This is a genomic window from Rhizobium sp. RHZ01 (genome assembly GCF_014851595.1).
GTDB lineage: Bacteria > Pseudomonadota > Alphaproteobacteria > Rhizobiales > Rhizobiaceae > Rhizobium > Rhizobium altiplani.
In genome coordinates, this window is sequence record NZ_JACUZZ010000011.1 from 19410 (window position 1) to 44324 (window position 24915).

Annotated in this window: 27 protein-coding genes and 1 pseudogene; 10 read left to right on the top strand and 18 right to left on the bottom strand. The window is 59.7% G+C overall.

Features of this window, described 5'->3' with window-relative positions; genetic code table 11:
• Positions 1 to 106: 106 nt before the first annotated feature.
• The 4 genes from IB248_RS13365 (at position 107) to IB248_RS13380 (ending at position 4804) form a co-directional block, all read left to right on the top strand.
• Complete coding sequence (locus IB248_RS13365; protein ID WP_192241068.1) at positions 107 to 3133, top strand: glycoside hydrolase family 38 C-terminal domain-containing protein; 3027 nt, start codon at positions 107 to 109, stop codon at positions 3131 to 3133.
• Positions 3134 to 3384: 251 nt separating this feature from the next.
• Positions 3385 to 3774 carry an antitoxin Xre/MbcA/ParS toxin-binding domain-containing protein gene (locus IB248_RS13370; RefSeq protein WP_192241113.1) on the top strand — a complete coding sequence of 130 codons (390 nt, stop codon included), beginning with the start codon at positions 3385 to 3387 and terminating at the stop codon, positions 3772 to 3774.
• Positions 3771 to 4289 carry an RES family NAD+ phosphorylase gene (locus IB248_RS13375; protein ID WP_192241069.1) on the top strand — a complete coding sequence of 173 codons (519 nt, stop codon included), beginning with the start codon at positions 3771 to 3773 and terminating at the stop codon, positions 4287 to 4289. The genes IB248_RS13370 and IB248_RS13375 overlap by 4 nt, the downstream gene beginning before the upstream one ends.
• 293 nt (positions 4290 to 4582) lie before the next feature.
• Positions 4583 to 4804 (top strand): hypothetical protein, encoded by a 222-nt coding sequence (locus tag IB248_RS13380; RefSeq protein WP_018857951.1) that lies wholly within the window; start codon positions 4583 to 4585, stop codon positions 4802 to 4804.
• 323 nt (positions 4805 to 5127) lie between these two features.
• Here IB248_RS13380 and IB248_RS13385 read toward each other — a convergent pair whose 3' ends face one another.
• From IB248_RS13385 to IB248_RS13420, 8 genes and pseudogenes are all read right to left on the bottom strand, one after another.
• Positions 5128 to 5961: a sugar phosphate isomerase/epimerase gene (locus tag IB248_RS13385; RefSeq protein ID WP_192241070.1), complete on the bottom strand. Its 834-nt coding sequence runs from the start codon at positions 5959 to 5961 to the stop codon at positions 5128 to 5130.
• Positions 5961 to 7166 carry an FAD-dependent oxidoreductase gene (locus IB248_RS13390; protein ID WP_192241071.1) on the bottom strand — a complete coding sequence of 402 codons (1206 nt, stop codon included), beginning with the start codon at positions 7164 to 7166 and terminating at the stop codon, positions 5961 to 5963. The genes IB248_RS13385 and IB248_RS13390 overlap by 1 nt, the downstream gene beginning before the upstream one ends.
• A gap of 51 nt (positions 7167 to 7217) precedes the next feature.
• The gene (locus tag IB248_RS13395; protein WP_169682142.1) at positions 7218 to 8162 is read right to left on the bottom strand and encodes a substrate-binding domain-containing protein; all 945 of its coding nucleotides are present in this window, start codon (positions 8160 to 8162) and stop codon (positions 7218 to 7220) included.
• A 74-nt stretch (positions 8163 to 8236) separates the two neighbouring features.
• The gene (locus IB248_RS13400; protein WP_018857947.1) at positions 8237 to 8548 is read right to left on the bottom strand and encodes a MocE family 2Fe-2S type ferredoxin; all 312 of its coding nucleotides are present in this window, start codon (positions 8546 to 8548) and stop codon (positions 8237 to 8239) included.
• Positions 8545 to 9579 (bottom strand): sterol desaturase family protein, encoded by a 1035-nt coding sequence (locus IB248_RS13405; RefSeq protein WP_192241072.1) that lies wholly within the window; start codon positions 9577 to 9579, stop codon positions 8545 to 8547. The genes IB248_RS13400 and IB248_RS13405 overlap by 4 nt, the downstream gene beginning before the upstream one ends.
• A 148-nt stretch (positions 9580 to 9727) precedes the next feature.
• On the bottom strand, positions 9728 to 10729 hold the full coding sequence (locus IB248_RS13410; protein ID WP_113471146.1) for a LacI family DNA-binding transcriptional regulator: 1002 nt from the start codon (positions 10727 to 10729) through the stop codon (positions 9728 to 9730).
• Positions 10730 to 10843: 114 nt separating this feature from the next.
• Positions 10844 to 11344, bottom strand: a complete 501-nt coding sequence (locus tag IB248_RS13415) for a GNAT family N-acetyltransferase (protein ID WP_192241073.1) — start codon at positions 11342 to 11344, stop codon at positions 10844 to 10846.
• Positions 11345 to 11373: 29 nt separating this feature from the next.
• Positions 11374 to 11568: pseudogene (locus tag IB248_RS13420) on the bottom strand (LysR substrate-binding domain-containing protein); the annotation flags it as partial.
• Between the two features lie 320 nt (positions 11569 to 11888).
• On the opposite strand from IB248_RS13420, the gene IB248_RS13425 reads away from it, so the two are divergent.
• On the top strand, positions 11889 to 12077 hold the full coding sequence (locus IB248_RS13425; protein ID WP_192241075.1) for a type II toxin-antitoxin system HicA family toxin: 189 nt from the start codon (positions 11889 to 11891) through the stop codon (positions 12075 to 12077).
• A 5-nt stretch (positions 12078 to 12082) separates the two neighbouring features.
• Positions 12083 to 12523: a type II toxin-antitoxin system HicB family antitoxin gene (locus IB248_RS13430; protein WP_192241076.1), complete on the top strand. Its 441-nt coding sequence runs from the start codon at positions 12083 to 12085 to the stop codon at positions 12521 to 12523.
• A 42-nt stretch (positions 12524 to 12565) separates the two neighbouring features.
• Here IB248_RS13430 and IB248_RS13435 read toward each other — a convergent pair whose 3' ends face one another.
• Complete coding sequence (locus tag IB248_RS13435; protein WP_192241114.1) at positions 12566 to 13942, bottom strand: PLP-dependent aminotransferase family protein; 1377 nt, start codon at positions 13940 to 13942, stop codon at positions 12566 to 12568.
• Between the two features lie 315 nt (positions 13943 to 14257).
• Here IB248_RS13435 and IB248_RS13440 point away from each other — a divergent pair, with 315 nt between their 5' ends.
• From IB248_RS13440 to IB248_RS13450, 3 genes are all read left to right on the top strand, one after another.
• Positions 14258 to 14674 carry a DUF983 domain-containing protein gene (locus tag IB248_RS13440; protein WP_169682123.1) on the top strand — a complete coding sequence of 139 codons (417 nt, stop codon included), beginning with the start codon at positions 14258 to 14260 and terminating at the stop codon, positions 14672 to 14674.
• A 53-nt stretch (positions 14675 to 14727) separates the two neighbouring features.
• Positions 14728 to 15102, top strand: coding sequence for a DUF983 domain-containing protein (locus tag IB248_RS13445; RefSeq protein ID WP_192241077.1), 375 nt, complete (start codon positions 14728 to 14730; stop codon positions 15100 to 15102).
• Positions 15103 to 15261: 159 nt separating this feature from the next.
• Positions 15262 to 15489, top strand: coding sequence for a hypothetical protein (locus IB248_RS13450; protein ID WP_113163781.1), 228 nt, complete (start codon positions 15262 to 15264; stop codon positions 15487 to 15489).
• An 84-nt stretch (positions 15490 to 15573) separates the two neighbouring features.
• Here the strand turns inward: IB248_RS13450 and IB248_RS13455 are convergent, their stop codons facing one another.
• From IB248_RS13455 to IB248_RS13465, 3 genes are all read right to left on the bottom strand, one after another.
• Complete coding sequence (locus IB248_RS13455) at positions 15574 to 15744, bottom strand: 3,4-dihydroxy-2-butanone-4-phosphate synthase (RefSeq protein WP_192241078.1); 171 nt, start codon at positions 15742 to 15744, stop codon at positions 15574 to 15576.
• A 209-nt stretch (positions 15745 to 15953) separates the two neighbouring features.
• On the bottom strand, positions 15954 to 16676 hold the full coding sequence (locus IB248_RS13460) for an aspartate/glutamate racemase family protein (protein WP_192241079.1): 723 nt from the start codon (positions 16674 to 16676) through the stop codon (positions 15954 to 15956).
• A 22-nt stretch (positions 16677 to 16698) separates the two neighbouring features.
• A complete protein-coding gene (locus IB248_RS13465; protein ID WP_037135497.1) occupies positions 16699 to 17328 on the bottom strand; it encodes a flavin reductase family protein in 630 nt (209 codons plus the stop codon).
• A gap of 130 nt (positions 17329 to 17458) precedes the next feature.
• On the opposite strand from IB248_RS13465, the gene IB248_RS13470 reads away from it, so the two are divergent.
• The gene (locus IB248_RS13470) at positions 17459 to 18136 is read left to right on the top strand and encodes a GntR family transcriptional regulator (RefSeq protein ID WP_037135495.1); all 678 of its coding nucleotides are present in this window, start codon (positions 17459 to 17461) and stop codon (positions 18134 to 18136) included.
• Between the two features lie 178 nt (positions 18137 to 18314).
• Here IB248_RS13470 and IB248_RS13475 read toward each other — a convergent pair whose 3' ends face one another.
• From IB248_RS13475 to IB248_RS13500, 6 genes are read right to left on the bottom strand one after another with little or no spacing between them, the layout of a single operon-like run.
• Positions 18315 to 19304: an oligopeptide/dipeptide ABC transporter ATP-binding protein gene (locus tag IB248_RS13475; protein WP_169682120.1), complete on the bottom strand. Its 990-nt coding sequence runs from the start codon at positions 19302 to 19304 to the stop codon at positions 18315 to 18317.
• On the bottom strand, positions 19301 to 20284 hold the full coding sequence (locus tag IB248_RS13480) for an ABC transporter ATP-binding protein (protein WP_169682119.1): 984 nt from the start codon (positions 20282 to 20284) through the stop codon (positions 19301 to 19303). Before IB248_RS13480 ends, IB248_RS13475 begins: the two co-directional genes overlap by 4 nt.
• Positions 20277 to 21764 (bottom strand): amidohydrolase family protein, encoded by a 1488-nt coding sequence (locus IB248_RS13485; protein ID WP_169682118.1) that lies wholly within the window; start codon positions 21762 to 21764, stop codon positions 20277 to 20279. Before IB248_RS13485 ends, IB248_RS13480 begins: the two co-directional genes overlap by 8 nt.
• The gene (locus IB248_RS13490) at positions 21764 to 22957 is read right to left on the bottom strand and encodes an amidohydrolase family protein (RefSeq protein WP_169682117.1); all 1194 of its coding nucleotides are present in this window, start codon (positions 22955 to 22957) and stop codon (positions 21764 to 21766) included. Before IB248_RS13490 ends, IB248_RS13485 begins: the two co-directional genes overlap by 1 nt.
• A gap of 5 nt (positions 22958 to 22962) precedes the next feature.
• Positions 22963 to 23922 carry an ABC transporter permease gene (locus tag IB248_RS13495; RefSeq protein WP_169682116.1) on the bottom strand — a complete coding sequence of 320 codons (960 nt, stop codon included), beginning with the start codon at positions 23920 to 23922 and terminating at the stop codon, positions 22963 to 22965.
• 18 nt (positions 23923 to 23940) lie between these two features.
• A complete protein-coding gene (locus IB248_RS13500; protein WP_169682115.1) occupies positions 23941 to 24909 on the bottom strand; it encodes an ABC transporter permease in 969 nt (322 codons plus the stop codon).
• Positions 24910 to 24915: the final 6 nt, after the last annotated feature.

Consider the following 24915-nt stretch of genomic DNA (forward strand, 5'->3'; position numbering starts at 1 on the left):
GCAACGCGCCTCGGTTGGAGGAGACGGGACGCGGATGCCAGCGGCCCAATCGCGCGACCACGTGTTCTCCCCGCCCACAGTTGCTTCTTTTCCGATAGGACCCGCCATGTCTCTCACGATTGCCCAACGCCTTGATCGTCTGAAGGTCCGTACAGCCGAGCTCGCCCACTGGCGCGACAGGCAAAGCGTCCTGATCGACGGCTGGACCTTTGAGGGCGAGCCGATTGCCCATCATCAGGATTGGCCGCACCGCAAGGGGACAGTTCATTTCGCGACATCGGTGAGCGCGCCGCGCGACTGGCCAATCGACGAGACCCGCCTGCAGCTCGATCTCGGTGGTGAGAGCTTGATCACGTTGCATTATTCTGGCGGCCAGACCGAGACATTCGGGCTCGATCCCTATCATCAGGAGTTCCCGATCAAAGGCAGGGAGTTTTCGATTACCACGGAGAGCGTCGCGCGCTTTCCCTTTGGAGAGCCGAACCGGGCACCGCGGCTCAATAAGGCGCGGCTGATCTGGCTGGATGAACCGGTCCACAAGCTTCACCTTCTATTGCGGCAAATCGGCGAGGCCGCAGACGCACTCGAAACCCACGAGGTGGTGCCGCACATGATTGATGCGGCCGAACGGGCGCTTGGCAGCCTCGACTGGCCTTCGGACACATCATCCTATATTTCGCGCACATCCGATGCGGTCATGCAGCAGAAGATCTGGGAGCTGCCGGAGCTTCAGGTAAATCCGGCCGGTTTGAGTGAGGCGCAGAGCGCTTTGGCAGCTACGGCTTTCGATGCGCTGATTACCCGACTGAAGGAGCTTCAGACACGTTTTCCGCCGAACGGCGAATTGCTACTGACCGGCCATGCTCATATAGACCTCGCCTGGCTTTGGCCCTACGGCGAGACGCGTCGGAAGATGCGCCGCACTTTCAATACCGCGCTTTCGCTGATGGAGCGGTCGGACGACTTCCGGTTCAATCAATCGACTGCTCACTATTACGCGCAGATGGAGGAAGATGATCCCGAGCTTCTCGAGCGCATCAAGAAGAAGGTCGCCGTGGGCAAGTGGGAAACTGTTGGCGGCATGTGGGTCGAACCCGACACCAACATGCCAACCGGCGAAAGCCTTGTACGGCAGGTGCTTTATGGGCAGCGCTATTTCGAGAAGCAATTCGGCTTGCGCCACACTGTCTGCTGGCTGCCAGATTGCTTCGGCTTTTCAGGGGCATTGCCACAGATCTTGCGGCTTGGAGGTATCGACAGCTTCTTCACGATCAAGGTGAACTGGAGCGAGACCAATCATATTCCGTCTGATCTTTTCTGGTGGAAGGGGCTGGATGGAAGCAAGGTACTGACCCATACCTTCGACAACCCCATGCAGGGCTATAATGGTTTCGTGCAGCCGGACTGCTTCGTGCCGACGTGGAAGAATTTCCGCGGCAAGACGCAGCACGACACGTCACTGCTGGCGGTCGGCTACGGCGATGGCGGTGGCGGTGTTACCCCGGAGATGGTCGAACGCGAAGTGCAACTGCGTGACTTCCCTGCAATCCCCACGGCGCGCTGGGGCACGGTGAAGGGCTATTACGAAATGGCGCACCGGGTTGCGGCAGAAAAGGACCTTCCGGTCTGGGATGGGGAAATCTACCTCGAGCTCCACCGCGCCACGCTGACATCGCAAAGCGGCGTCAAGCGCAAGCACCGCCAAGCAGAACGGGCGCTGATAACAGCAGAGACACTCGCCTCACTCGCTCATCTTTTGGGCGCCGACAGACCTCAAAGCCTCGAGCCGGACTGGCGCGTCGTCCTGAAGAACGAGTTTCATGACATCCTGCCAGGCTCGAGCATACGCGAAGTCTATATCGATGCCGAACAAGAGCTCGACGGGGTTATACACAATGCCAGGCTGGAGCAGGCAAAGGCTCTCAAGTCGCTGTCGGCCAATCTTCCGGCAGGTGGAGTGTCGGACGCGTTGATTGCGGTTAACCCGTCACTTGCGCCGCGGCCACTTGCTGCAAAGCTCGCCGACGGAACGGTCCTGTCATGCGCCGATCAAGTCGCGCCTCTTTCCGTCGCAGTTTTTGATCGCAAGACGCTCAGGCCCGCCGGCATGTTGAAATCCACCGCGCACAGCCTCGAAAACGAGTATCTGTCGGTCGTCATCGGCAAGGATGGAGCCGTTTCAAGCCTCGTCCACAAGGCATCGGGAAGGGAAGCGATAGATGGCACGGCAAATCAGCTATGGGTCTATCCGGCCGACAAGCCCCGCAATTGGGATGCCTGGGACGTTGACGCCGACTATGCCGAAAAGGCTGTCCGCCTCGACAAGCCTGAGAGCATTACGCTTGTCGAACAGGGACCGCACCGTGCCGCGATCCGTGTCGCCTACCGGTACCGAAACTCAACGGTCACTCAGCTCTATGTGCTGACGGCCACTGCGCGCCGGCTTGACGTCGAGATGACGATCGACTGGCATGACCGGCGTACGCTTTTGAGAACGCTGAACCCGGTCGCTGTGCGCTCGCGCACCGCCAACTTCGAATGCGCTTACGGCGTCGTCGAGAGGCAAACGCATACGAACACGTCTTGGGAACAGGCGATGTTCGAGGCTGCCGCGCATCGTTTTGTCGATCTGAGCGAACCGGGCTTTGGCGTCGCTTTGCTCAACAACGCCAAATACGGACACAGCGCGCGCGGCAATGTCATCGGCATGAGCCTGGTGCGCTCACCGATCTATCCCGATCCACTTGCCGACGAAGGCGAACAAAGCTTCACCTATGCACTGATGCCACATGAGGGCGCATGGCATGAAGGAGGCGTTTTGCAAGAGGCGATCGATCTCAATCAGCCACTCGTTACCATCGAGGCAAGCGGTCTCTCGGCGGGCACACTATCGCCTCTTGGCGTGGAGGGCATACCGGTCGCCCTCTCGGGATTGAAGCCAACCGAGGAGGGAAAGGGTCTGATCCTGCGGATTTACGAACCCGCAGGCCGCCGCGGGCGCCTGTCACTGACATTGCCGTCGGGATGGCAGGCTTCAGGAGCGTTGAACATCCTTGAAGAGCCGATTGAACGTGTTGGACCGGCAGATATCATGCCCTTTGAAATCCGGACCTGGCGGTTGCAGCCACGCTAGCAGCAGCCGGGTCAGGGTCGGCGATGTCATGTCTGGCTTTGTTTATATAGGCCCCGCCTGATTGCAGCGGTCGCAGAATATCGACCGATGTCGGTTCCAATCACGGTGATCTCTTCAATGGAGGCTCTGCCCATGCGGTATCCAATTCGTGCCCGTAGCCGCGACGTTGTGTATTTTGCCTCCTTGAATGGAGCCGAGGTATGTCATATATTTTGTACAGAAAATGTGACATCCAATATGGCAATAAGACGATGGGACAGGCTCTCAAGCAACCCGCTCAAAATGAACCCTTAATTCTGTCCTACATGGACAGGTCCGGCAAGATTGGCATTGCGCAGGTTGCGGACGGGTTTGGGATGTCCAAAGGCCAGCTTGCCGAAACAGCCGGATTATCACGCGAGACGCTCTACAGAGCAGAGCGAAGCGGAGCAGCAAAAGCCCAGGGGCGTCTACGAGAAATGCTTGAAATCATCAGCCGGGTCAGCGACTGGGCAGGTGGCAAAGAACAAGCCATGGCATGGTACCGTGCTCAGCCGCTTCCGGCGTTTGGCGGAAGAACAGCAGAAGCGCTCGTCAAGGACGGCAAGGCCGGGGCGGTCAGGGACTATCTCGATCACATGGCGGTTGGTGGCTTTGCGTGAGGTTTACCTCAACCTGCTACCGAGCCCATGATCCACGCTGGTCTTTCAAACCGACGTCCGGTGACGGTGCGGCGATCCGTGGCGCTCGCTTCAATCCCCGGGGCGTACCGGCGCTCTATCTCGGATTGAGCATCTTAACGGCCATAAAAGAGGCCAACCAGGGTTTCGCTCACCGTATCGACCCCTGTGTATTGTGCTCTTATGAAATCGACTGCGAGGATATAGCCGATCTCTCCGCCGATGAGGGCAGGAGGGAATTCTCGGTGACGCAGGAGGATATGAGCTGCGCCTGGGCGACCGCGCTTGCGAACGGCAACCGGCCGTCCTCTTGGTCAATCTACGACCGGCTTACGGCCAGGGGTATTGCCGGCGTTGTTGTTCCGAGTTTTGCGCCCGGCGCGGATCCGTCAGACCGCAATCTGGTGCTCTGGGACTGGGGACCGAACTTGCCCCATCGGGTAGAGGTTTTCGACCCCAGCGGGCGGCTGCCAAGAGACCAACTGTCTTGGCTCTGATGGCGATCCTGATGCTTACCTGTTCCTGTCCTGCACCAAGCCTCGTCGCAACATGCCAAGGGGTCAGACGTCACCGGACTTGTAGGCCCTGGCTGCCATTGCCACACTTATCACCATTGCAATTTACAAATCGGTCTTGGTGCGAGTAATGCGAAGCGGGAGCGGCCCGGATTGGCTCATTGGCCTTGCAAGGCGGGCGTCTCACCGATACTTCGACTAACGAGCGCGTACGCACAACTCAACGCGCAGCAGCACTTTCCCAGATAAATCTGAAGGATCTCTAAAGAAAGCTCATGGAAACCGAAACAGTTACGATCGAAAGCCGGAATGACTTCGCGCAATGGGCAATCGAGCGGGCACGGGCAATCGTCGCCGAGCAAGGTGGGAACTTGGCGATTGCAGCACGCGATATGGATGAACCGGCAATCGCTGCGACCGGAAACGCGCTCGGAGCCGCCATTGCAGAGGCTCTCCTTGAAGTCTTCGACGTTCTGGTGCCAAACGACGACGAATAGGCTGAGCTGCGGGCCCCGTCCTTTGCCCCACCTAAAGGCTGAGCCATCCTCTTCGAAGGGATGCGCCAAACTTTCCCGTCAAAGTGGTATTATGCTATGTACTCTAGCTCTTCTGTGAGCAGGGTTTATCGGCACCAAGGCCCGACAGACCCCGGTTGGCCCTTGTCCGCCGCTGTCGACAGCCAGGCCGCGACATTTGCCGCGGCCTCGGCATTCCGTAAAGCAGGCCGTCAACTCATGAACGAGCAGCATCTTTAAACGCACCGAAGATTACGTGATGGCCAGCGGCGCGGCGGTAAAGTTAGCTGCCTTTGGCGACGGCTCTACTGCGCGGTGGCGCTCCAAAGATCATGCACCATCTTGCGGAGCATGAGGGCCTCGGCCCAGCGGTCGGTCGTGTCGTTACCATCCCTTCCGGTTATCGCGTAAGGCTTCGGTCCCAGCTCACAGGTAAAGACCAGTTTGGCGTCTTCCGAAGCGCGCGCACGCCACGCGCGAAAACCGTACTCCCACCAACCCAGGAAGAGATCGACCCACGGACGATGGTGCGGGAAGGAGATCTCGATCTGCACCTGTTCACGCGAGGCGACACGGCCGTGGAAGGCGTGAGCATTGGCAAGTATGCGCCGGATGGATGCATCGTCTTCCTTCGTAACCGGAAAGGCGAATTCGCGAGCGACGAGGAAGTGCGAGAGGTCGGCGAGGAGTGGCAGATCCGGTCGCCGATCGAGAAGGTCGAGCGTGAAGTACAAGTCCGTCGTCATCCTGTCGCGATGGGTTTCGATGAAAACGGGAATCCCGGCGTCCTGCGCAAGCCGCATCCAGCCGTCGAGGAGCGGTAGGCAATCCTCCACTCTTCTCAGGCGCACGTCGGGCTGCAAATTGATATGAGTGACCGGAAATTCTGCCGCGAGCTCCAGCGACAGGCGCAAGTCCTCCACGGAACGCGGAAAGCACACGCCTTCGATCTTCAGCCCCCTGCCCCGGATCGCCTCATTGAGGCCTACAACATCCGATCGCTTCGTATAGTGGGCGCTGATGCCGTCGAAGCCCGCCTCCGCAATCATCTCGATGTTCTCTTCGAGGCTGCGCTCGTGGCCGTCGGTATGGCGGCGCTCCATGGCCCAGAGCGACTGAAAGAACAACAACTCCTGCATCACGCAGCCCGCGCAGTTTTGAGAAGGGCCTTCAGATTGACCGCCGGGTCTTCCAAATCAGCAGCATCTGGATTGACACCCGCCATGATCAGTAGCTCCGCCAGCTTGATTTCCTTGGCAAGGCTGTTTCCGGTGCCAAGTCCCGCGGCAGCAACGAGGCGGCCGTCTTCGAGATAGAATTCAAGCACACCCGCGTCAAGCGAGCGGAGGACGATCTGATGCCGCGGCTGCGGCATGCCAGCGACCTGCAGGCCGAGATCATACTGATCCGACCAGAACCAGGGCATCGCAGCAAAGGTCTCGTTCGCACCGCACATATTGCGGGCGGCAGTCTCCGCCTGGTTGCGCGCGTTGCGCCAGCTTTCGAACCGGACATGGCCACCTCCCGGCTGGGCTACTGCGGCACAGTCGCCGGCAGCAAAGATATGTCGATCGCTCGTGCGCAGAAAGCTGTCCGTCAGAATGCCGTTATCCGTCGCAAGCCCCGCTGCTTGTGCGAGTTCAACGTTCGGCACGACGCCAATTGCGGCCACAACAATATCGGCGGGAACCTGCTTACCATCAGCCAGCACGACGCTATCGGATCTGACTTCAGCAACGCCCTGCCCGAGATAGAAGCCGGCGCCCTCCTCGACGTGGCGGGCGTGCAGGCTTTGCGCAAATCGTGCCGGCACAGCGCGACCGAGCGGCCTTGATGCAGCCTCGACAATGTTGACAGCAACCCCCTTGCCGCGCAACACCGCTGCAAGCTCCATACCGATCAGTCCGCCACCGATGATGGCGACGGTTCTGGCGCTCTCCACGCGTGAGAAGATCGTGGACGCGTCCGAGAAAGTCCGGAAATCAAGTGCCCGTTCCGCGCCGGGGCAGCACAACTGCCTGGGGCGCGCGCCGGTTGCAAGAAGCAATTTGTCATAAGCCAGCGCCTGTCCGTCGCTCAAAACGACGCGCCGCTCGTGCGGATCAATCCAAGACACCGATCTGCCGGGAAAATACTCGATGCCGGCAGCGTCCAGTGCCTCAGCGGAGCAGATCGCTTTCATCTGCACCGCCCCGTCCAGTGGTTTGGAGAGAGGCGGTCGCTCATAAGGCATGTTCGGCTCGGTGCCGACCATCGCAATGGCTCCGCCGTATTCAGCCTCCCGCAAGGCAAAGGCTGCGCGCGTGCCGGCTTCTCCGGCGCCGATAATGACGATCCCGCTCATGCGTTCTCCCCTTGAAAAGTGGCCGGCGCATGAAAGCGCCGGTCGGAAGGATCAGTTCTTATTTGTGTAGTCGGCCATGTTCTTCGGCGTGACGAGTTCGAAGGGCACCCAGACTTGCTTGTCGATGGCTTTGCCGCGCGCAAGTGCGACTGCAGAATCCACTGCACTTGCTGACTGGCTCTTTGCGTTCTGGAAGACGGTCGCATCAAGGTCACCGGCAGCCATTGCGGCAAGGGCATCCTGGGTTGCGTCGATACCGATGACAATCACGTCGTTCATAGAGACGCCCGCTGCCTTCAACGCTTGAACAGCGCCGATGGCCATTTCATCGTTATTTGCAAAGACGACATCGATCGGTTTACCCGCGGTGATCCAGTTCGTCGTCAGGTCCATTGCCGTCGTGCGGTTCCAGGCGGCGGACTGCTCGTCCGCAATCGTGACACCCTTGCAATCTCCGGCCGCCAACGCTTCCTTGAAGGAGTTGGTGCGATCGCGCGAGGCCTGGTGAGCCAGATCGCCCATCAGAATGTAGACCTGCGCATTGCTGGCCTTTCCCTTCTCCTTCAGAAGCGAACATGCCGCTTCTGCGCCAAGCCTGCCGGAATCCGTTTCCTTCGAACCGACATAGGCCTGCTTTTCCGGCAACTTGCCCGAATTGTCGGGTTCAAGGTTGAGATAGACCAGAGGAATGCCGGCTTTCTCCGCGGCTTCGCTGATGCCGGGGGCGGCTGACGTGTCTGTCAGCGTCATGACGATGGCATCGACACCGGCGGCTATGAAGTTGTTGACCTGGTTCAGCTGTTTGGAAATGTCCGTCTGGGCATCTTCCACCTGCACGCTGACACCATCGACCTGCGATGCCCTTGCAGTGATGCCTTCACGCAGAAGCGTCTGGAAGTTGTTGTCGAAGCTTTGCATCGAGACGCCGATCGTTTCAGCGAAGGCAGCACTTCCCATCATGGCGGCCAGAGCAGCCGCCAAGCACACTGATTTCATGTCATCCTCCGTAAGGTGCCGGATCACCCCGATTGCACTCCGGAAGCCCGATGGGCTATTGGCTGAAGCGCGGCCTAACCGAGGGCCACACGAACCTCTCCATCAACCACCTCGGCCGGATAGGTCTTGAGGTTCTCGCAGGCCGGAAGCCGCATGGCCTCCCCCGTCCGATAGTCGAAGGCGCCGGAATGTTTGGGACATTCCACCTCGAAGTCCATGACGAGCCCGTCCGCAAGATGGATCTTCTCATGGGTGCAGAGACCGGCCGTGCAGTAGATGCTGTCATCCGGTCCGCGGTAGATCGCATAGGTGCGGCCTTCATGATCAAAGCGGATCGCGCCTTCCTGTTCGATGTCTTCGAATTTGCATGCGGATACCCAGCTCATTTGGCGGCTCCCTGCAGTTCGGAGGAAGCCTTGCGGGCGGAGAGCCTTTCCTTGCGCTTGCGATAGCGTTCCTGCATGCGGGCCTCGCCGTCGGCAGAGCCGTCATGCCAGGTCCCGAACCACTTATCGAGCGGGATCAGGGCATCGCCGTAGTTCACCTCGAAATACTTGTGGTGCAGGTAATGTGCATAGGCGTGGCTGTCGACGAGCTTGTCTTCACCCACTTCCACCTTGTCAAAGCCCACATGACCGGGGATTGCGCCGAAGCCCGCATAGTGAAGCTGATAGAGCATCAGGATCGGGTTTGACGGCAGAATGAGGTGATAAAACGCGGTCCCGAGATAAAGGAGATGTTCCACCGGATGCATCGACAGCGACGACCAGGGCGACGGATTCACCGAATTGTGGTGTACCGAGTGCACCCACTTGTAGAGGAACGGCGTGTGGATGAGCCTGTGGATGCAGAAGAAATGGAACTCATGGATGATAGGAACAACGAGAGCGACAAGCGCCAGTGTCCACGGATTTTCCGAAAAGCTCAGCCACGGCGCATAGCCATTGGCATGAGCCCAGAGCATCACGACCTCGATGCCCGTCCAGATCGTCACGCCCGACAGGAATGTACGCAACATGTTGTCGAGGTTCTGGCGATCAAACCAGAAGACGTTGTTCTTCTGATCAGCCGGGAATTTGCCATTGTACTTGAAGCGGTTTTCCTGCCGCTTCAACACATAGAGATGAAGCTCGAAGGCTCCGTAGAACAGGAACACGCAAACTGCGTTTACCGCATAGAGCCAAAGTGCCCACCCAACACTCAACGTCTGCAGCGTCTCGACCGACGGAACGATCAAAGCCCAATAGGCGACGGCAGAAGCCGCGAAGATGACGTTCCAGGGGAAGAAATAGTGCGGCAGCCACTTTGCGATTGCCATCAGCTTTGGGGGAAAGACGAACAGCGGCGCAGTCTCGACCGGCTTGTTCGGCGCCCAGTCGCCTCGCTTGTTCCGCGTCCCGTATTTCAGGTCGTCCATGGCGCTCTCCTTCGGCAAATCCTTTTACGGAAAGGAGTGGCCAAGCGCCTGAATCCGTGTCGTTTCCCTTGAAACGCCGGCTCTCCTCCCGCTTTTGAAACTAGCAGGAGACACTGAAACCTGCGAAGACTTCATTGATCAAAATAGATCAAAGGCTTTCGGCGGTGATCGTGATGAAGCGAATGGGGTTACGGTCAGGCTCGATTTTCGTAAGACCGACGCGGTGCAGCACGATATCGAGGGCGCGCTGCGCCTGTGCTTCGGGCGCCTGATCGAGCACCACGTCCATGATGCCGTCGCGCAGCGCCGTGCGGGTGTAGTCGGTCAGTTCGTGACCGACGAAAAGAATGTCTCTGCCCCTGTCGCTGCGGCGGAGAACGTCGATCAAGGCGGAATTCGCGCCACCGGCATTATAGAGCCCGACGAGGTTCGAATACTTCTGCATCGCCATGATCAAGGTCTCCGCACTGAACCGCTCCTCGTCGCGGGTAAAGCCGAGCCACTCGAAGTTGATCGAACCTGGGTGATCACGGAAGTACTCGGAAAAGCCGCGGATCCGATCGCGATGCACCTGGTAGATAGGGTGGCAAAGGGCGACAACCGGCCCCTGCGACCGAACCATGCGGCAGATGAAATGGGCCGCCGTGCGGCCGGCGGCGTAGTTGTCTATTCCGACAAATTCGACCTGATCCTCAGACGCGCGCGTAACCACATGGACGATAGGGATACCCTGCGCTGCCACAGCTTCCACCGCCGCCTTGACCAGCGGGCTGTTGGGGACGGCGAGGATAAGCCCAGCTCGCGGATAGTCCGCCGCTGTGATTGCGCGAGCGATTTCCTGCGGGTTCATTTCCTCGACGAAGCGCCTGTGGACGACGACCAGCGGATCAATACTGTGGGCAATCTGTTCGAATGCCTTGGAGAGCCGCCGATAAAACGTGGTTTCCGGACGGACCATCAAAACGTCAACCCGCAGCAGACCGCGATGCGTATCGGGAAGGACACGCGGATAATCCAGACTGCGCGCGGCAATAACGACCTTCTCGACCAGTTCCGGCCTGACGCCCCCTCGCCCGTTCATCACTCGCTCGACGGTGGCCGTCCCCACGCCTGCCTCGCGGGCAATGTCCGTGTAATTCGCCTTGCTCATGTTCCCCCCGCGTGTCGCGGAATTATCCAATGGGCACCGCCGTTTTGCAAATCTTGCCCTTAGTTCGAACCAACGTGGGCCGATCAAAGAGCTGCTGTCAATCGAGGCCGCCGTTCAAAGCTGGAGGGTCATCTCCACCATCGTTGGCTTAAAACCCATAGACGCGAAGAGACGTTGCCCGGCGTCGTTGCGATGCGCCGTCGACAAGACGATCTGCGTGGCCCCTCGCCCTCCCAACTCGCCGACCATTGCCGCCAGCAACGCTCGACCGGCTCCTCGTCGACGGTGGCGCTCCTCGACGAAGATGTCATGGATGACGCCAGCCGGCCCACGCAGTGACATATAATCGGATCCCTCAAGACCCGCATAAGCGTATCCGACGACCCTTCCATGGATCTCGGCAACAAGCACCACGACGTCAGGCTTGTCGAGTTGACTTCTCAGGTGGCTCGAATATGCCGTCGGCGTTCTAGGACCTCCGGCGATAAAGCGTCGCTCATCCCACCCGTGGTGGATCGAGACAAGCTCCGCTCCGTACATGCCAAGGAGATCGATGTCTGCCTTTGTGGCTGGCCTCAAGGTCGTCTCAAACTCGTCGCTGGTTTCCGGTTCCATTTTGCTTTCCAGTTCCATGCTTTGCAGGCTCATTCACCGCGGAAGCGAAGCGCCTCGACCAGCACCGAAAACGCGGCCGAAGTTTGCCGCCTGCTCGGGCAGTATAGATGATAGCCGGGAAATGGCGGACACCAGTCGTCGAGCACCCGGATCAGCCTGCCGCTCGCAAGATGGTCGGCGACACTATCCTCCATGATGAAGCCCAGGCCGAAGCCATCCACGCTCCGTCCCCGACACTATGTCCACTGTCGTGTTGATGACGTATTGGTGCGACCCCACGCGCTCACCCTAACGACCTTTAGGTCTGTCACAACACTTAAAGGTCTTGAGCGGATACGAACCGACGACCCCGTTATTCACTTCGTCGACGCAATCGACTTGCAATCGCCCCACAACCGGCGGTAGCGACCGAAACAATAACCGTTCAAGGGCGAAACGCGTCCGTCGCGCATTGGTGGCGAGAACCTCACCTTCACTCACTGAGGATCAGGAGGCATACTATGTTGCGCTTGTCGCTATACACATTCGTGTGTATCGTCTGGGAATGAAGAGCGGTGATATCATTGTGGCCTTGCAAAAGGATGACTGTTACGAGGTCGCCACCAAGGGCAGCCATGTCCAGTTTAGGCATCCCGAGAAACCTGGACGCGTCACTGTTCCACACCCGAAAAGGGACATCCCAATCGGAACACTGAAGAGTATCGAGAAACAAGCCGGACTTAAACTGAGGTAGCGAACATGCGCAATTATATCGGATTGATCCATAAGGACGCTGACAGTGACTACGGCGTGTCCTTTCCCGATTTTCCTGGCCTGATCACTGCTGGAACTGACCTCGACGATGCGCGAGCTATGGCCGAAGAAGCCTTAGCCCTACACATCGAAGGTCTAGCCGAAGACGGCGAAGCAATTCCCGAACCCTCCACACTGGAGGCGGTGATGGCAGACGTGGAGAACCAAGACGGCGTTGCAATTCTAGTTGGCGTCAAGACGGAAGCCAAAAGAGCGGTTCGCGTAAATATCACTCTGCCAGAAGATGTCCTGAAGGCAATTGATGCGTTCGCCGAAGCCCATGGGTTGACCAGATCAGGCTTCTTGGTCCGAGCCGCCAAGCATGAGATCGGGCACGCAAACGACGACTACGACGATAACTACGCGGAGACACGGCTAGGGGCCTAAGCGGACGACGGTGAGGATGGACGAGGCCTTGCGATTCTTCGGTCAGACCACCATCGTCGAGAACGCGGGCTGCTGGGCTAGAAGGTCTGCCAAAATCCGGAGGGCACGTGTAAGTTCCTCCAGGTTCACCGGGGCGCCAAGCGCAAGTCGTATGGCTTCGGGCGCGGACGCAATTGCAAAGGCGTCGCTGGTGACGATACCGATCCCTGTCGAACGCAATCTGGAAACCAGTTCGCCTCGCGTCCAAGGTTCAGGAACCTTAAGCCACACGTGGAAGCCGCCCGGAGAGGATTCGACATCGAACGGAAGGAGCGCCTTGACGGCATCCAGGCGCTTCACTGTTTCCTTGACAATTTCGCCTCTGACAACATCCGCTACTCCCGTCTCTATCCATTGAGACGCGAGAGCACTCGTGAGCGGAGAAACAATTGACGCTGACGCCCGGATCGCGTTGGCCACCCTGTGTGTACGACCTTCCGGCACGGCGACATATGCGACTCGAAGAGCGGGAGACAGGCATTTGGATAAGCTCGCCACATGATAGACCGCCTCGGGCAGCAGTGCAGCGAGTGGCAGTGGCGGGGCCGGGACAAGGGCGCTATACGCGTCGTCCTCGATAATCGGCACGCCATATGTCCGCGCAACATTTACGAGATCTTGCCTTCGATGAACGGGCAGTGTCCGTGTAGTCGGATTGTGAAGCGTTGGCATACAATAGAGCGCTTTCGGCTTCGCCTCCCTGCATACCTGCGCAAAGGCGTCCGGAACAAGCCCGTGATCGTCCATTGCAACCGGTGCCAATTTGAGCCTGAGATGGGATGCGATCGAGCGGAATCCGGGGTACGTGAGTTCTTCTGCGCAGACGATATCACCAGGCTCCGTCAAGACGCTGAGAATGGCGTGAAGCGCTCCCTGCGCGCCTGAGGCGACTACCACACGATCAGGCGATATCCCCGGAAGCCGCCTTGAAAGCCAAGACGCGCCGACGATACGATCCTCCATGATGCCGCCGGGTTCCTGATACCTTAGCAGGAGGTCCAAGCCCTGTTGCTGAAGCTCTTTCGCCCCATCCCACATTCTCTGTTCCAGGACGGGATCGAGAAACCGCGGCGGCAGGTTCATGCTCATGTCGACGACGCCAGAGGGCTGTTGTGATGGACGCGCGCCACGCTTTGATCGCACGTATGTCCCTTGACCCACCTTGCCTTCAATCAGGCCACGGCTGCGGGCCTCCGAGTAGGCTCGGCTGACTGTGGTGAAGTCGATGCCGAGGTCGTCAGCGAGTTTGCGCTGCGTTGGAAGTTGCACCCCTTCGGCCAATCGACCACTTGCGATGTCCTCGGCCAAAGCATCCGCAATCGATAGATAAATGGGTCCCTCGCGGGTGCCAAGGTAAGGCGTCCAAGATGCCGCGGTCATCGATTTTCCATTCAATGTAACTACATGGTATCCATATAAGCTCCATATATTTCTCCTGATTGTCAAGGAGCTTGGGCCGGGATGAACGACTTCCCGAAATTCGGAGCCATAATAACAGAAATGATGTTTTGTCGGAGTGGTGATCGAGTGGCAGCTCCCAGATGCGTCGAGGTTGCGGCGGTGTTCAGGCTGAAAGCCGAACCGGTCAATCACTTTCAGGTACGCGCCGACAGCTGCGACAAATTGTAAACTGTAGGAGTTGATTGGATTATTGTATGCATACATTAATTCAATCAATTATGGAAGTGTAACGCGATGACGGAGGAATGGCCTCCACTGCCACCCATTCAAACGGGACTGCGCGGATTGTGTCCCCAGTGCGGGCAAGGACACCTTTTTGACGGCTTCTTGACTGTGAGGCCCAAATGCGAAGTTTGCGGCCTCGACTACTCCTTCGCCGATCCCGCAGACGGGCCGGCGTTTTTCGTGATCTGCTTCACATGCGTGCCGGCCGTCGCGGTGGCATGTTGGATTGAGGTTGCCTATTCCCCCTCGATATGGGTGCACCTATTCACCTCTCTCCCGCTGGTACTGCTGGCATGTCTATTGCCGCTCCGGCCATTGAAGGGCTGGCTGATCAACAGTCAGTTCTTCTTCAAGGCAGAGGAAGGAAAAATCGACCGCGACTACGTGAGGCCTACTGCACCCGAGCCGCAAATCGAGCACGACTGACGTCGGCTCCTGCGGGCATAGACACATCCAATCAATTCTTGGAACGCACGAAAATGACCAACCAATGGCCTCCGCTGTCGTCAATCAAAACTGAATTGCGAGGGCTGTGTCCCCAGTGCGGGCAAAGCCAGCGTTATGTTGGCTTTGTAACTGTGAAGCCTAAATGCGAAGTTTGTGGCCCCGATCGTTCTTTGGCCGCGCCGGCGGATAGACTGGCGTTCTTTGTAATTTGCTTCATATGGGTAACAGGTGTTGCGCTGGCGTGCCGGATCCAGGTTGCTTATTCGCCTTCTATCTGGGTCCACCTCTTCGCCGCTTTCCCGCCCGTGCTTCTGGCTTATCTTCTGCCCCTTCGGGCGTCGAAAGGCCGGCTTATCAGCAGCCGGTTCTGCTTCAACGCAAAAGAGGGAAAGATCGACCCCGACTAGGTTCGACGGGAGCCGCGCAATCGCACACCGAGCACGGTTGATATCGACACCTGCAATCGCAGACCGAATTGAAAACGCGTTGACGCGTCAAGCCGGAAGCCAGGGTGCTTACGCACGGTGTCAAAGTTGGTCGTCACGCTGCACAAGAGAGGCTTCAATATGGATTGGGTACCTATAGTCTTCGTTACGTTTAAGCTACTGGCGTTAGGCATAGCCATGTTCTTCGCCATCAAGTGGCACTACGATCAGGGGGAGAAGGGGGAAACGAAAGCTATGCTGCGCACCGGCGGCAAGATGGCTGCAGTCTTCATGTTAGCACTAATAGGCGTGGGGCTAGTCGCCTTCACCTTTAGCAGGATGCTCGGTTTGGACTTGAGCTTCCCATGATGGTACCAAATGTGCCACGCTTAGAGACGTTCCCGGAGTGCCACATTTTCCGATTGCGTTGAACGCGATCGCCGGCGGGCCCGGTCAGCCTTGGCCCTGAAGACCGTGCCGCTTCGCGAATACTTCCAAGTCTGGAAAGTGGGCTATCGTTGCCACCTCGCAGATCACGCCCGACGGAGCAAGTCCTGCAAGCCTCGAAAGGTCGACGGCAACTTCCGTGTGGCCTGGCCGGAACAGGACGCCGAAGAGCGACATAGCCCATTGCAACGTGCTGCTAGCGGTAGGCCCAGTCGCGTACCCTGCCACCCTAAAGCCGCGAACGCGTGCAGAGGGCGATTCTCAGAAACGCCGTGGCCAACAGACCGGGAAACGTGCTGGCGCGTCGAAGGCCGTTACTCGACGATCACTTTTTGCCGCGCGGCCGTGGTTAGGCGGTTTGCTGTTGTCGTCGTCTGGTTTCCAATTCAAGCGCAGGCAGCCACCTTGGTCTCCTTGATGCGCGGATAATCATAGGCATTGACCTTCGACGTCGTATACCCGGCACCGACCAAAGCCTCGGCTAGTTTGATCGCCGATGTTACGCCGTCAATGACAGGAACGCCCGTGGCCTCGCGCAACCGATCGCAGAGTGCCGACATGCCGGCGCAACCGAGGATGATGGCTTCGGCCCGGTCTTCCTTCTTGGCAATCTCGATCTCGCGGATCAACAACTGCTCGGCGGTAACCGGATCTTCCTCCAGCCCGAGCACCGGCAGATTGATGGCTCGCACCTTCCGGCAATGACGCTCGGCACCATAATCGCTCACCAGATCCTCGATTATAGGGATGGAGCGCGGCAACGTGGTGATGATCGAGAAGCGGCGACTGATGGTCATGGCGACCTGCACGGCGGCCTGGCAGATACCGATCACCGGTCCCCGCGCTACCTCACGGGCGGCATGGAGCCCCGGATCGTCAAAGCAGGCAACGACATAGGCATCGACGCCCAGATGCTCGCCCTTGCGTATTTCATCCAGCATGCCCGGTACCGCCATCGCTTCATCCGCACCACCCTCGATACTGACCGGGGCATCGAAGGGGTTGACGGCGGAGACATCCGTATCCCGCTGCTTCACACGCAGGGCACTGGCCAGCGCCTGGGCCGTCATGGACGCGGTTGAATTCGGATTGATCAAACGAATGTGCATATGGTCGAACCTTTCAAAGCCCTTATTTGTCTTGCGGCTTTATGAAATCGGCAATCGGTGGAGCCGTCAGGACGAACTGACGGTCCGACGTGATGTAATTGTCGGCGTGCAACCGAGCGATAGGCTGGTAGCGCTCAGGGTCGACATAGCGCCCCTCTTCATCCAGGCATTCGCGGCGGACGTGCATGTGAACGACTTCGCCAAGAACGAGGGTACGACGCGGGTAGTCGATCAACCGCTCGATCCGGCATTCGAAAACGCACGGTGCTTCAGCAGGATAACTCGCGTCGATCTTGCTACAGGTCTTCGCCGTCAGCCCGGCCATGGAGAGTTCGTCGATCTCGTTGTCAAACCCCAGTCCGCACACCAGCATTTGCCGGGAAATGGCCATATCCACCATGGAGATGGCGAATTCCTGCGTCCGGCGAATATTGGCCATCGTGTCTTTTTCTTCGCCGGAAAGGCGCGGTTGAATACCGAGCACCACGATGGGCGGATCGTGAGAGAAGACGTTGAAGAAGCTCATCGGCGCTGCATTGTTGTGGCCGGCTTCGGACCGGGTCGTGACAAGCGCAATCGGGCGCGGGCCGATGAAGTTCGTCAGCAGACGGTAGCGGCTTTGCGGCTCAAGCTGGGTGAAGTCGAATTCCATGATCGAGTTCCGATATTTTAATCAACAATATCGTTTCATATTGTTCACAATCTTGCAATCAAAATCCCATTGTTACGGTTGACTTTTTCTGCGGCATCACGCTCTCTACGGCCAATGGGGAGTCAACTTGATGACTGAGCAAAACGGTCCTTCTACGCAGCAGATTGTCGAGAAAGTCTGGCTGTCCATCGCCGAGCGCCGACTGCGTCCGGGGGTACAGCTGAAGGAAGAGCAACTGGCCGCGATCTTCAATGTCAGCCGCGCCCGCATCCGCCGGGCGCTGACAGTCCTGGAACGCGACGGTCTCGTCACCATCATTCCCAATCGCGGCGCCTTCGTTTCCAAGCCCTCCGTCGAAGAGGCGCGCGACGTGTTCTTCGTGCGGCGCACGGTGGAGCGTTGCGTTGTTGAGCGCCTGTGCAAGTCCGTCTCCAAAGCTGACCTGAAGCGCCTGCGCGAGCATGTTGCCAAGGAGCGCATCGCCAATACCCAGGATGTCACCACTGATATCATAAAGCTCTCCGGCGGCTTCCACCTGCTGCTTGCCGAAACCGTCGGTTCCGACTTCCTATTCACGACGATGAGGGACCTGATCTCCCGTTCCTCCCTGATCACGGCCGTCTATCGCAACACAAACCGCTTCAACTGCGGACCTGACGAGCACGCCGAGATCGTAGAGGCGATCGCTGCCAACGATGCAGACAAGGCGACCCACCTGATGGCGCATCATCTCGAACACGTTGAATCCGAGCTCGACCTCAGCGAGATCCGCGACCTTTCTCACGACCTGCGTGCCGCGCTGGCGTGACAATCGAAGCTCGATCTTGAGCCCCTCGCTTGACGGAGAGTAGTGCCGAGCGAACGCGAGGCGATGTGAGGTTGTCTCCACGACCCTGAGGAAGCCTTCCCCTTTATCCGGTCCGTCTAGCCCCTCCGCCCGGCTGCGGCGAAGGTGGCAAGCCGCACCTTGCAATATGAATGCCGACTCAAGCCGGAACGACCTCATCGTTTACCAGATGGCAGGAAACGCGCGTGCCACCGGCAAGCGTGCGCACGGCCGGCACTTCGGCCGAGCAGCGCGCGGTCGCCATCGGACAGCGCGGATGGAAAGTGCACCCTGTCGGCGGCTTTAGCGGGCTCGGCACTTCGCCGCCCGAAAGCTCCCGATCGCGTTGCGGCGCGTCGATGTTGGGAATGGTCTGCAACAGAAGCTGCGTATAGGGATGGCGCGGGTTCGCGAAGAGCTCTTCCGTCTCCCCCTCTTCCACGATGCGGCCGAGATACATGACAGCGATGCGATCCGACATGTGCCGTACCACGCTCATGTCATGGCTGATGAAGAGATATGTCAGGCCCAGCTCATCCTGCAGCCGGCGCATGAGGTTCAGAACTTGCGCTTGTACCGAAACATCGAGCGCCGACGTCGGCTCGTCGCAGACTAGGAATTCCGGCTCGCTCGCAAGCGCACGTGCAATGGAGATACGCTGGCGCTGGCCGCCCGAAAATTCGTGCGGGAATTTTTCGCCGTCCGAGGCGGAAAGACCAACTGTGCGCAGCAGGTCTTCCACGCGCTCGGTGATCTCGGCCTGCGTCTCCCGCAGCTTCAGCTCGCGCAGCGGTTCTGCGATGATGTTCTTCACCCGCCAGCGTGGGTTGAGCGAGGCATAGGGGTCCTGGAAGATCATCTGGGCGGAGAGCGGCGCCCCCTTGCGGCCCGGCGCGAAGCCAATTTCGCCCGCGCTCGGGTTGAACAGGCCGGTCACCAGCCGCGCCACGGTCGACTTGCCGCAACCGCTTTCGCCGACGATGCTGAGGCAGCCGCCGGCCGGCACAGTGAAATCGATGCCGTTTACGGCCTGCACGAACTGACGGGGCTTGCGCTCGATGACGCGGTTCAGCCAAGGGACGGAAACGTCGAAGGTCATGGACAGGCCGCGGACGGTCAGCGCCGGTACTTTCTGAGCGGATACGGTCATGCGGTTCCTCCTGCGTTCAGCCAGCAGGCACTTGCACCATCGCCGACAGCGGTGAGTTCGGGACGTTGGTCTAGACATCGCGCCCCGGCGGAGCGACAGCGCGGATTGAAGCTGCAGCCGGGCGGAATCGCGTCTAGCCGGGGCATCGAACCGTCGATTTGGTTCAGTTTCTGCACCCGCGCGCCGAGCGACGGGATCGAGGCCATCAGCCCCTGCGTATATGGATGGCACGGGGCATGCAGCACTTGCTCGACCGGGCCGATCTCGATGAGGCGGCCGGCATACATTACCGCAACGCGATCGGCGGCTTCTGCTATGACGCCCATGTCGTGGGTCACGAGCATGACGGCAGTCTGCTTCTCCTTGCAGAGACGGCGCAGCAGCGAAATGATCTGCGCCTGGATCGACACGTCGAGCGCCGTCGTCGGCTCGTCGGCGATGACCAGCTTCGGGGACGCTGCGAGTGCAAGCGCGATCACCACGCGCTGGCGCATGCCGCCGGAGAACTGGTGCGGATAGTGGCTGACCCGCTCCTCCGGCGAGGGGATGCCCACATCGCGCAAGAGCTGAACGGCGCGTGCTCGCGCTTCGGCCTTACCGAGCGAGAGATGCTGGCGGATGGTTTCGGTGAGCTGCGCGCCGACCGTGAACAGCGGGTTTAGCGAGGTCAGCGGGTCCTGGAAGATCGCGCCGATCTCGCGGCCGCGGATGCGCTCCATTTCCTTGTCGTTAAGCGCGTCGATTCGGCGTTGGCCAAGCCAGATTTCGCCGGCGGCGATCCGACCGGGACGTTCGAGCAGGCCCTGGATGGCAAGGCCGGTCATCGACTTGCCGGCGCCGGACTCCCCGACCACGCCGAGAATTTCGCCCGCACGAATCGAAAGGCTAACATCAGACAGCGCAGTCACCGTGCCGCGGCGACCTGGAAACTCGACCTTCAGGTTGCGGACATCGATGACCGCCTGTTGTGCTTCACCCATTTGCGTCCACCTCGATTGGATAGCTCGGCGGGAAGATTTCCGAAACCGGGGGATTGTCCCAGCTTCGCTCGGGGTATTTGGCGATCAGTCTGTCAAACTGGACCTGTGCCTGAATGCGGGCCGTTTCCATGTCGATGCCCGCCACCTTGCGCGACAGCATCGAGACGCGGCCATCGACGAAGACGGCGCGGGTGACCTTGCCCGAACCGCCGGTGACCAACGTCGTGATCGGGTCAATCGACGGCGCCATCACCGCGTCATCGAGATCGAAGACGGCGATATCGGCGCGGGCGCCAGGCGACAGGTGGCCGATATCATCGCGCCCGAGCGCGCGAGCGCCACCGATCGTGGCCGCATCGAAGAGATCGACCGTACGCAGCTTGTCGGGTGCACCATCGGCGATGCGGCCGGTGATCAGGCCGGCGAGCAGGTTCATCAGCATGTCCGCCGGTGTCGTGTCCGTGCCCATCGCGATGTTGATGCCCCGCTTGCGGCAGGCGGAGAAGGAATTGAGGATGCTGCCGCCACGGCCGGAAACCAGGGGGCAGTGAACGATCGAGACGCCGTTTTCCGCGTAGAGTCCCAGGTCCTCTTCCGTCGCATTGGTCGCATGCGGCGCGATCAACCGATCGCTAAGCAGGCCGGCATTGGCCAGCCAGACCGGCGCCGTCGTGCCGTGCAGCATCCGCACCGTATCGACTTCCATCGCACCCTGGGCCATGTGCAGGCGGAACTTGCAGCCGAGATCGCGGGCTGCCGCATCCGTGCGCTGAATCAGCGCGAGCGTACTGGTCTCTACCCGGTCGGGCGCCAGCATACCGCGCACGAGATCGCCATGGCGGCCGTTCTGACGCTCGATATAGGCGATGGCTTCCTTCAAGCCTTGGAAACCACGCTCCTCGTCGAACACCGGTACCATGCGGCCGGGCTGTTCCAGCACCATACCGCCTGAGCGGTAGGCGGGGCTCAGATAGACCCGCAAACCGAGTTCGCCGGCAGCATCGGCGGCAGCATCGAATTCGGCGACCGTTTCGCCCCATTCGCGATAGAACAGCGAGGCGATCGGAGCAGCGGTGGTAATGCCGTTCAAGAGCAGTTGTCCAAAGGCGAAGCGCTTCTGGAAGGCCAGCTCTTCCTGGCTATACATTTCATAGGGACCAGCCTCGACATAGGAGCGCGGCCAGACCCGGCCTTTGGCCCAGCCGGGATGATGGTCGATGCCGAGGATGGTTGTGTCGAGATCCGACAAGGCATCGAGGTCGATGAGGCCGGGGCTGATCAGCGCATTGCCGTAGTCGATGCGGCGGGCGACTTCGCCAGGGAAGCGATGGCCGACAAACAGGATTTCGCCACCTTCGAACACCACTTCGCCGTTGCGCAGCAGGCGGTGGGCGCTGTCCCTGTGGCCGACGACCCAGCTTGCAGTAATGAGCGTGCGGCCTTCGGGGCGACGGCCAAGATCGAGGGAAAGATCGCTCATCATGGCATCTCCACGATGGCCTTGCCCTGACGGGCAACGACGCGACCACCCTTGACGACCAGCGGCCGCGGCGCGACGTCAACGACTGCATGGGCGAGAGTTTCGCCGGTCAAGAGCGTGAAGTCGGCATTGCAGCCGACATCGAGGCCGTACCCCTCCAGTCGCATGACATCGGCGCCCCCCTGGGAGACGACGTGCAGCACGTGGGCCAGCTCGATATCCGAGCGCAGGCCGTTCTTCATGCCGATGATCTTTGCGCGGTCGAGCATGTCCGGTTGGCCCCACGGACCCCAGGTATCCTGAATGCCGTCACAGCCGCCGCCGACCCGCACGCCGGCTTCCTTCAGCCGCATGATCGAGGGCACGGTGGCCGAGGGCGCACCGGTGGTCAGGATCGCGACATCGAGGCGGGCGATTTCTTCAATCAGCTTGCCGACGCGGAGATAGTCGTTCATGCCGAGCGCGAAGGCGTGACTGATCGCCACCTTGCCTTCCATACCGTTGGCGCGGATGCGCTCGAAAATCAGTTCCATCGTAAAGGCACCCAGATCGCCTGCCTCGTGCAAATGGATGTCGATATCGACGCCGTGCTTGACGGCAAGCGCAAAGAGGATGTCGAGCTGCCCCTTGGGGTCCCGATCGATACCGCAGGGGTCGATACCACCTAGCACCTCGCAGCCTTGACGCAGGGCTTCGTCCAGAAGCTCCACTGTGCCCGGCATGACCATGACGCCGGACTGCGGGAAGGCGACAATTTCGATATCGATGATGCCCTTCAGCGCATCCCGTGTCTTCCAGACGCCTTCTACGATCGACAGGCCGTGCGTAGTGTCGATATCGACATGGCTGCGGATATGGGTTGAGCCGTGGGCCGCAAGGCCGATTGCGTGTCGCATCGACTGGCGATGCGGATCGATGCCGATGTCCAGGCGATTTTCGCGTTCGAAGTCGATGCGGCCACGCAGGATCGCGGCACGATTGTTGACATGCCAAGGCATGCCCCAGGTCGTCTTGTCGAGATGGGTATGGGCATCAATCAGGCCTGGCGAAACGATTGCACCGTGACCATCCTCCACGGCCATGCCGGTCTCGGGCTGATAGGTACCAAGGCCTGCGATCTTTCCGTTCTTGATCAGGATGTCGCAGCTTTCGCCGGCCATAGGCCTGACATTGCGGAGAAGCAGATCGTGCATGGGACTTACCTCAGTTTCGGATTAAGGGCGTCACGCAACCAGTCGCCGAGCATGTTGACGGTGACGACAAGCAGGCAGAGTTGAATGACCGGAAACAGGACGATCCACCAGGAACCGGAAAACAGGAACTGGTTGCCAATGCGGATCAGCGTGCCGAGTGACGGCTGGGTCGGTGGCATGCCAATGCCGAGGAACGACAGCGTCGCTTCCGTCAGGATCGCCATGCCGAAGTTCAGCGTAGCGGCGACCATGACCGGTGTCAGCGTGTTGGGCAGGATGTGCAGCATCATGATGCGGCGGGCCGGCACACCAATGAGTTTTGCCGCCGATACATAGTCCTTGCCGCTTTCCACGATCGCCTGGGCACGTACAGTTCGTGCATACTGCACCCAGGCTGAGAGCGCGATGGCAAGCACGAGCACCGCCGAAGCTCCGGCGTCGCGCAGATATTCCGGGAGCATCTGCCGAACAACCGTCGAAACAAGGATGGCGACAAGGATGGTCGGGATCGACAGCGTGATATCGCCAATGCGCATCAAAAGGTTGTCGGTGAAGCCGCCGAAATAGCCGGCAATCAAACCAGCAGCCATGCCGATCACCAGCGACAGCGCCACGGAGGCGACGCCGATGACGATGGAAATGCGTGTGCCGTAGAGGATGGCTGAGAGCATATCGCGGCCCTGCGTATCCGTGCCGAGCAGGTAGGGCCATTCGCCTTCAGGAGCCCAGATCGGTGGCAGTTCCGCCTTCCACATGTCGAGTGAAGCGCCGTCATAGGGATTTTGCGGGGCGATCAGCGGAGCAAAGACCGCCGCGAGAACGAGGATCGCCAGCACGAGCGCGCTGATCTGCGCCGAGCGGCTCTGGGTGAATGACCACCAGATGTCGCTGCTGCGGATACGCCTCAGGATCGAGGGACGGGTCGGCTTTGCCGTTGGCTGCATGGTCGTTTGTGGAAGGGTCATCGAACCGGTCCCCTTAAGTTAGCGTGTCGAACGCAGACGGGGATCGATCACCGCATAGGTGATATCGACCAGCGTGTTTAGCACGACGAAGATGAAGGCGATGATGCAGAGATAGGCGGCCATGACAGGGATATCGAGGAAGGTCACCGCCTGGATGAACAGCATGCCCATACCCGGCCACTGGAAGACGGTCTCGGTGATCAACGCAAACGCAATCAGCGAACCGACATTCATGGCCGTCATGGTGACGACCGGCATCAGACAGTTGCGCAAGGCATGGCGGAAATAGATGCGCCAACGCGGGATACCGCGGGCGCGGGCGAACTTGACGAAATCCGATCGAAGGACTTCCAGCATTTCAGCGCGCACCAGCCGCATGACGAGCGTGATCTGATAGAGTGCCAGCGCGATCGACGGCAAGATCAGGGCGGCGCGCCCGGACGGCGTCAGGAACCCCGTCGACCACCAGCCGATCTGCACCACGTCCCCGCGCCCGAAGGATGGCGCCCAGCCAAGGATGACGGCGAAGACGAGGATGAGCAGGATGCCGACGACGAAGCTCGGTAGTGAAACCCCGACAATGGACAGGAACTGCAGGCCTTCAGTATACCACTTGCCGCGCTTGATGGCCGTAATCACCCCAAGCGGCAGGCCGACGACGAGCGACAGAAATGTTGCGACCAGCACCAATTCCAGTGTCGCCGGGAAGCGTTCGGCGATCAGCGGCAGCACCTTCTGGCCGTTGCGGTAGGAAACGCCGAAATTGCCCTGCGCCGCATCGCCGACGAAACGCACATATTGGGTGATGAGACCGTCATTGAGGCCCAGCCGGTCACGCAGCGCATCCTTGTCCGCTTGCGAGGTCTGCTCTCCGACCATCAGCTCGACGGGGTCACCCGCCAACCTGAAGATCAGGAAGGCAAGCATGGCGACGGCAAGCATCACCAGGATCGCATTCCCGAGGCGCTTGATGATGAAAACCAGCATGGGAAC

Bases quoted from the DNA above. Each gene is read 5' to 3' on its own strand.
- IB248_RS13380 (WP_018857951.1), top strand. From the start codon at position 4,583: ATGGAAACCGAAACAGTTACGATCGAAAGCCGGAATGACTTCGCGCAA.
- IB248_RS13435 (WP_192241114.1), bottom strand. From the start codon at position 13,942: ATGACCGCGGCATCTTGGACGCCTTACCTTGGCACCCGCGAGGGACCC.
- IB248_RS13385 (WP_192241070.1), bottom strand. From the start codon at position 5,961: ATGCAGGAGTTGTTGTTCTTTCAGTCGCTCTGGGCCATGGAGCGCCGC.
- IB248_RS13500 (WP_169682115.1), bottom strand. From the start codon at position 24,909: ATGCTGGTTTTCATCATCAAGCGCCTCGGGAATGCGATCCTGGTGATG.
- IB248_RS13485 (WP_169682118.1), bottom strand. From the start codon at position 21,764: ATGAGCGATCTTTCCCTCGATCTTGGCCGTCGCCCCGAAGGCCGCACG.
- IB248_RS13490 (WP_169682117.1), bottom strand. From the start codon at position 22,957: ATGCACGATCTGCTTCTCCGCAATGTCAGGCCTATGGCCGGCGAAAGC.
- IB248_RS13480 (WP_169682119.1), bottom strand. From the start codon at position 20,284: ATGGGTGAAGCACAACAGGCGGTCATCGATGTCCGCAACCTGAAGGTC.
- IB248_RS13370 (WP_192241113.1), top strand. From the start codon at position 3,385: ATGGGACAGGCTCTCAAGCAACCCGCTCAAAATGAACCCTTAATTCTG.
- IB248_RS13390 (WP_192241071.1), bottom strand. From the start codon at position 7,166: ATGAGCGGGATCGTCATTATCGGCGCCGGAGAAGCCGGCACGCGCGCA.
- IB248_RS13470 (WP_037135495.1), top strand. From the start codon at position 17,459: ATGACTGAGCAAAACGGTCCTTCTACGCAGCAGATTGTCGAGAAAGTC.
- IB248_RS13475 (WP_169682120.1), bottom strand. From the start codon at position 19,304: ATGACCGTATCCGCTCAGAAAGTACCGGCGCTGACCGTCCGCGGCCTG.
- IB248_RS13495 (WP_169682116.1), bottom strand. From the start codon at position 23,922: ATGACCCTTCCACAAACGACCATGCAGCCAACGGCAAAGCCGACCCGT.
- IB248_RS13425 (WP_192241075.1), top strand. From the start codon at position 11,889: ATGAAGAGCGGTGATATCATTGTGGCCTTGCAAAAGGATGACTGTTAC.
- IB248_RS13405 (WP_192241072.1), bottom strand. From the start codon at position 9,579: ATGGACGACCTGAAATACGGGACGCGGAACAAGCGAGGCGACTGGGCG.
- IB248_RS13450 (WP_113163781.1), top strand. From the start codon at position 15,262: ATGGATTGGGTACCTATAGTCTTCGTTACGTTTAAGCTACTGGCGTTA.
- IB248_RS13365 (WP_192241068.1), top strand. From the start codon at position 107: ATGTCTCTCACGATTGCCCAACGCCTTGATCGTCTGAAGGTCCGTACA.
- IB248_RS13400 (WP_018857947.1), bottom strand. From the start codon at position 8,548: ATGAGCTGGGTATCCGCATGCAAATTCGAAGACATCGAACAGGAAGGC.
- IB248_RS13415 (WP_192241073.1), bottom strand. From the start codon at position 11,344: ATGGAACCGGAAACCAGCGACGAGTTTGAGACGACCTTGAGGCCAGCC.
- IB248_RS13455 (WP_192241078.1), bottom strand. From the start codon at position 15,744: ATGTCGCTCTTCGGCGTCCTGTTCCGGCCAGGCCACACGGAAGTTGCC.
- IB248_RS13465 (WP_037135497.1), bottom strand. From the start codon at position 17,328: ATGGAATTCGACTTCACCCAGCTTGAGCCGCAAAGCCGCTACCGTCTG.
- IB248_RS13460 (WP_192241079.1), bottom strand. From the start codon at position 16,676: ATGCACATTCGTTTGATCAATCCGAATTCAACCGCGTCCATGACGGCC.
- IB248_RS13410 (WP_113471146.1), bottom strand. From the start codon at position 10,729: ATGAGCAAGGCGAATTACACGGACATTGCCCGCGAGGCAGGCGTGGGG.
- IB248_RS13430 (WP_192241076.1), top strand. From the start codon at position 12,083: ATGCGCAATTATATCGGATTGATCCATAAGGACGCTGACAGTGACTAC.
- IB248_RS13445 (WP_192241077.1), top strand. From the start codon at position 14,728: ATGACCAACCAATGGCCTCCGCTGTCGTCAATCAAAACTGAATTGCGA.
- IB248_RS13395 (WP_169682142.1), bottom strand. From the start codon at position 8,162: ATGAAATCAGTGTGCTTGGCGGCTGCTCTGGCCGCCATGATGGGAAGT.
- IB248_RS13440 (WP_169682123.1), top strand. From the start codon at position 14,258: ATGACGGAGGAATGGCCTCCACTGCCACCCATTCAAACGGGACTGCGC.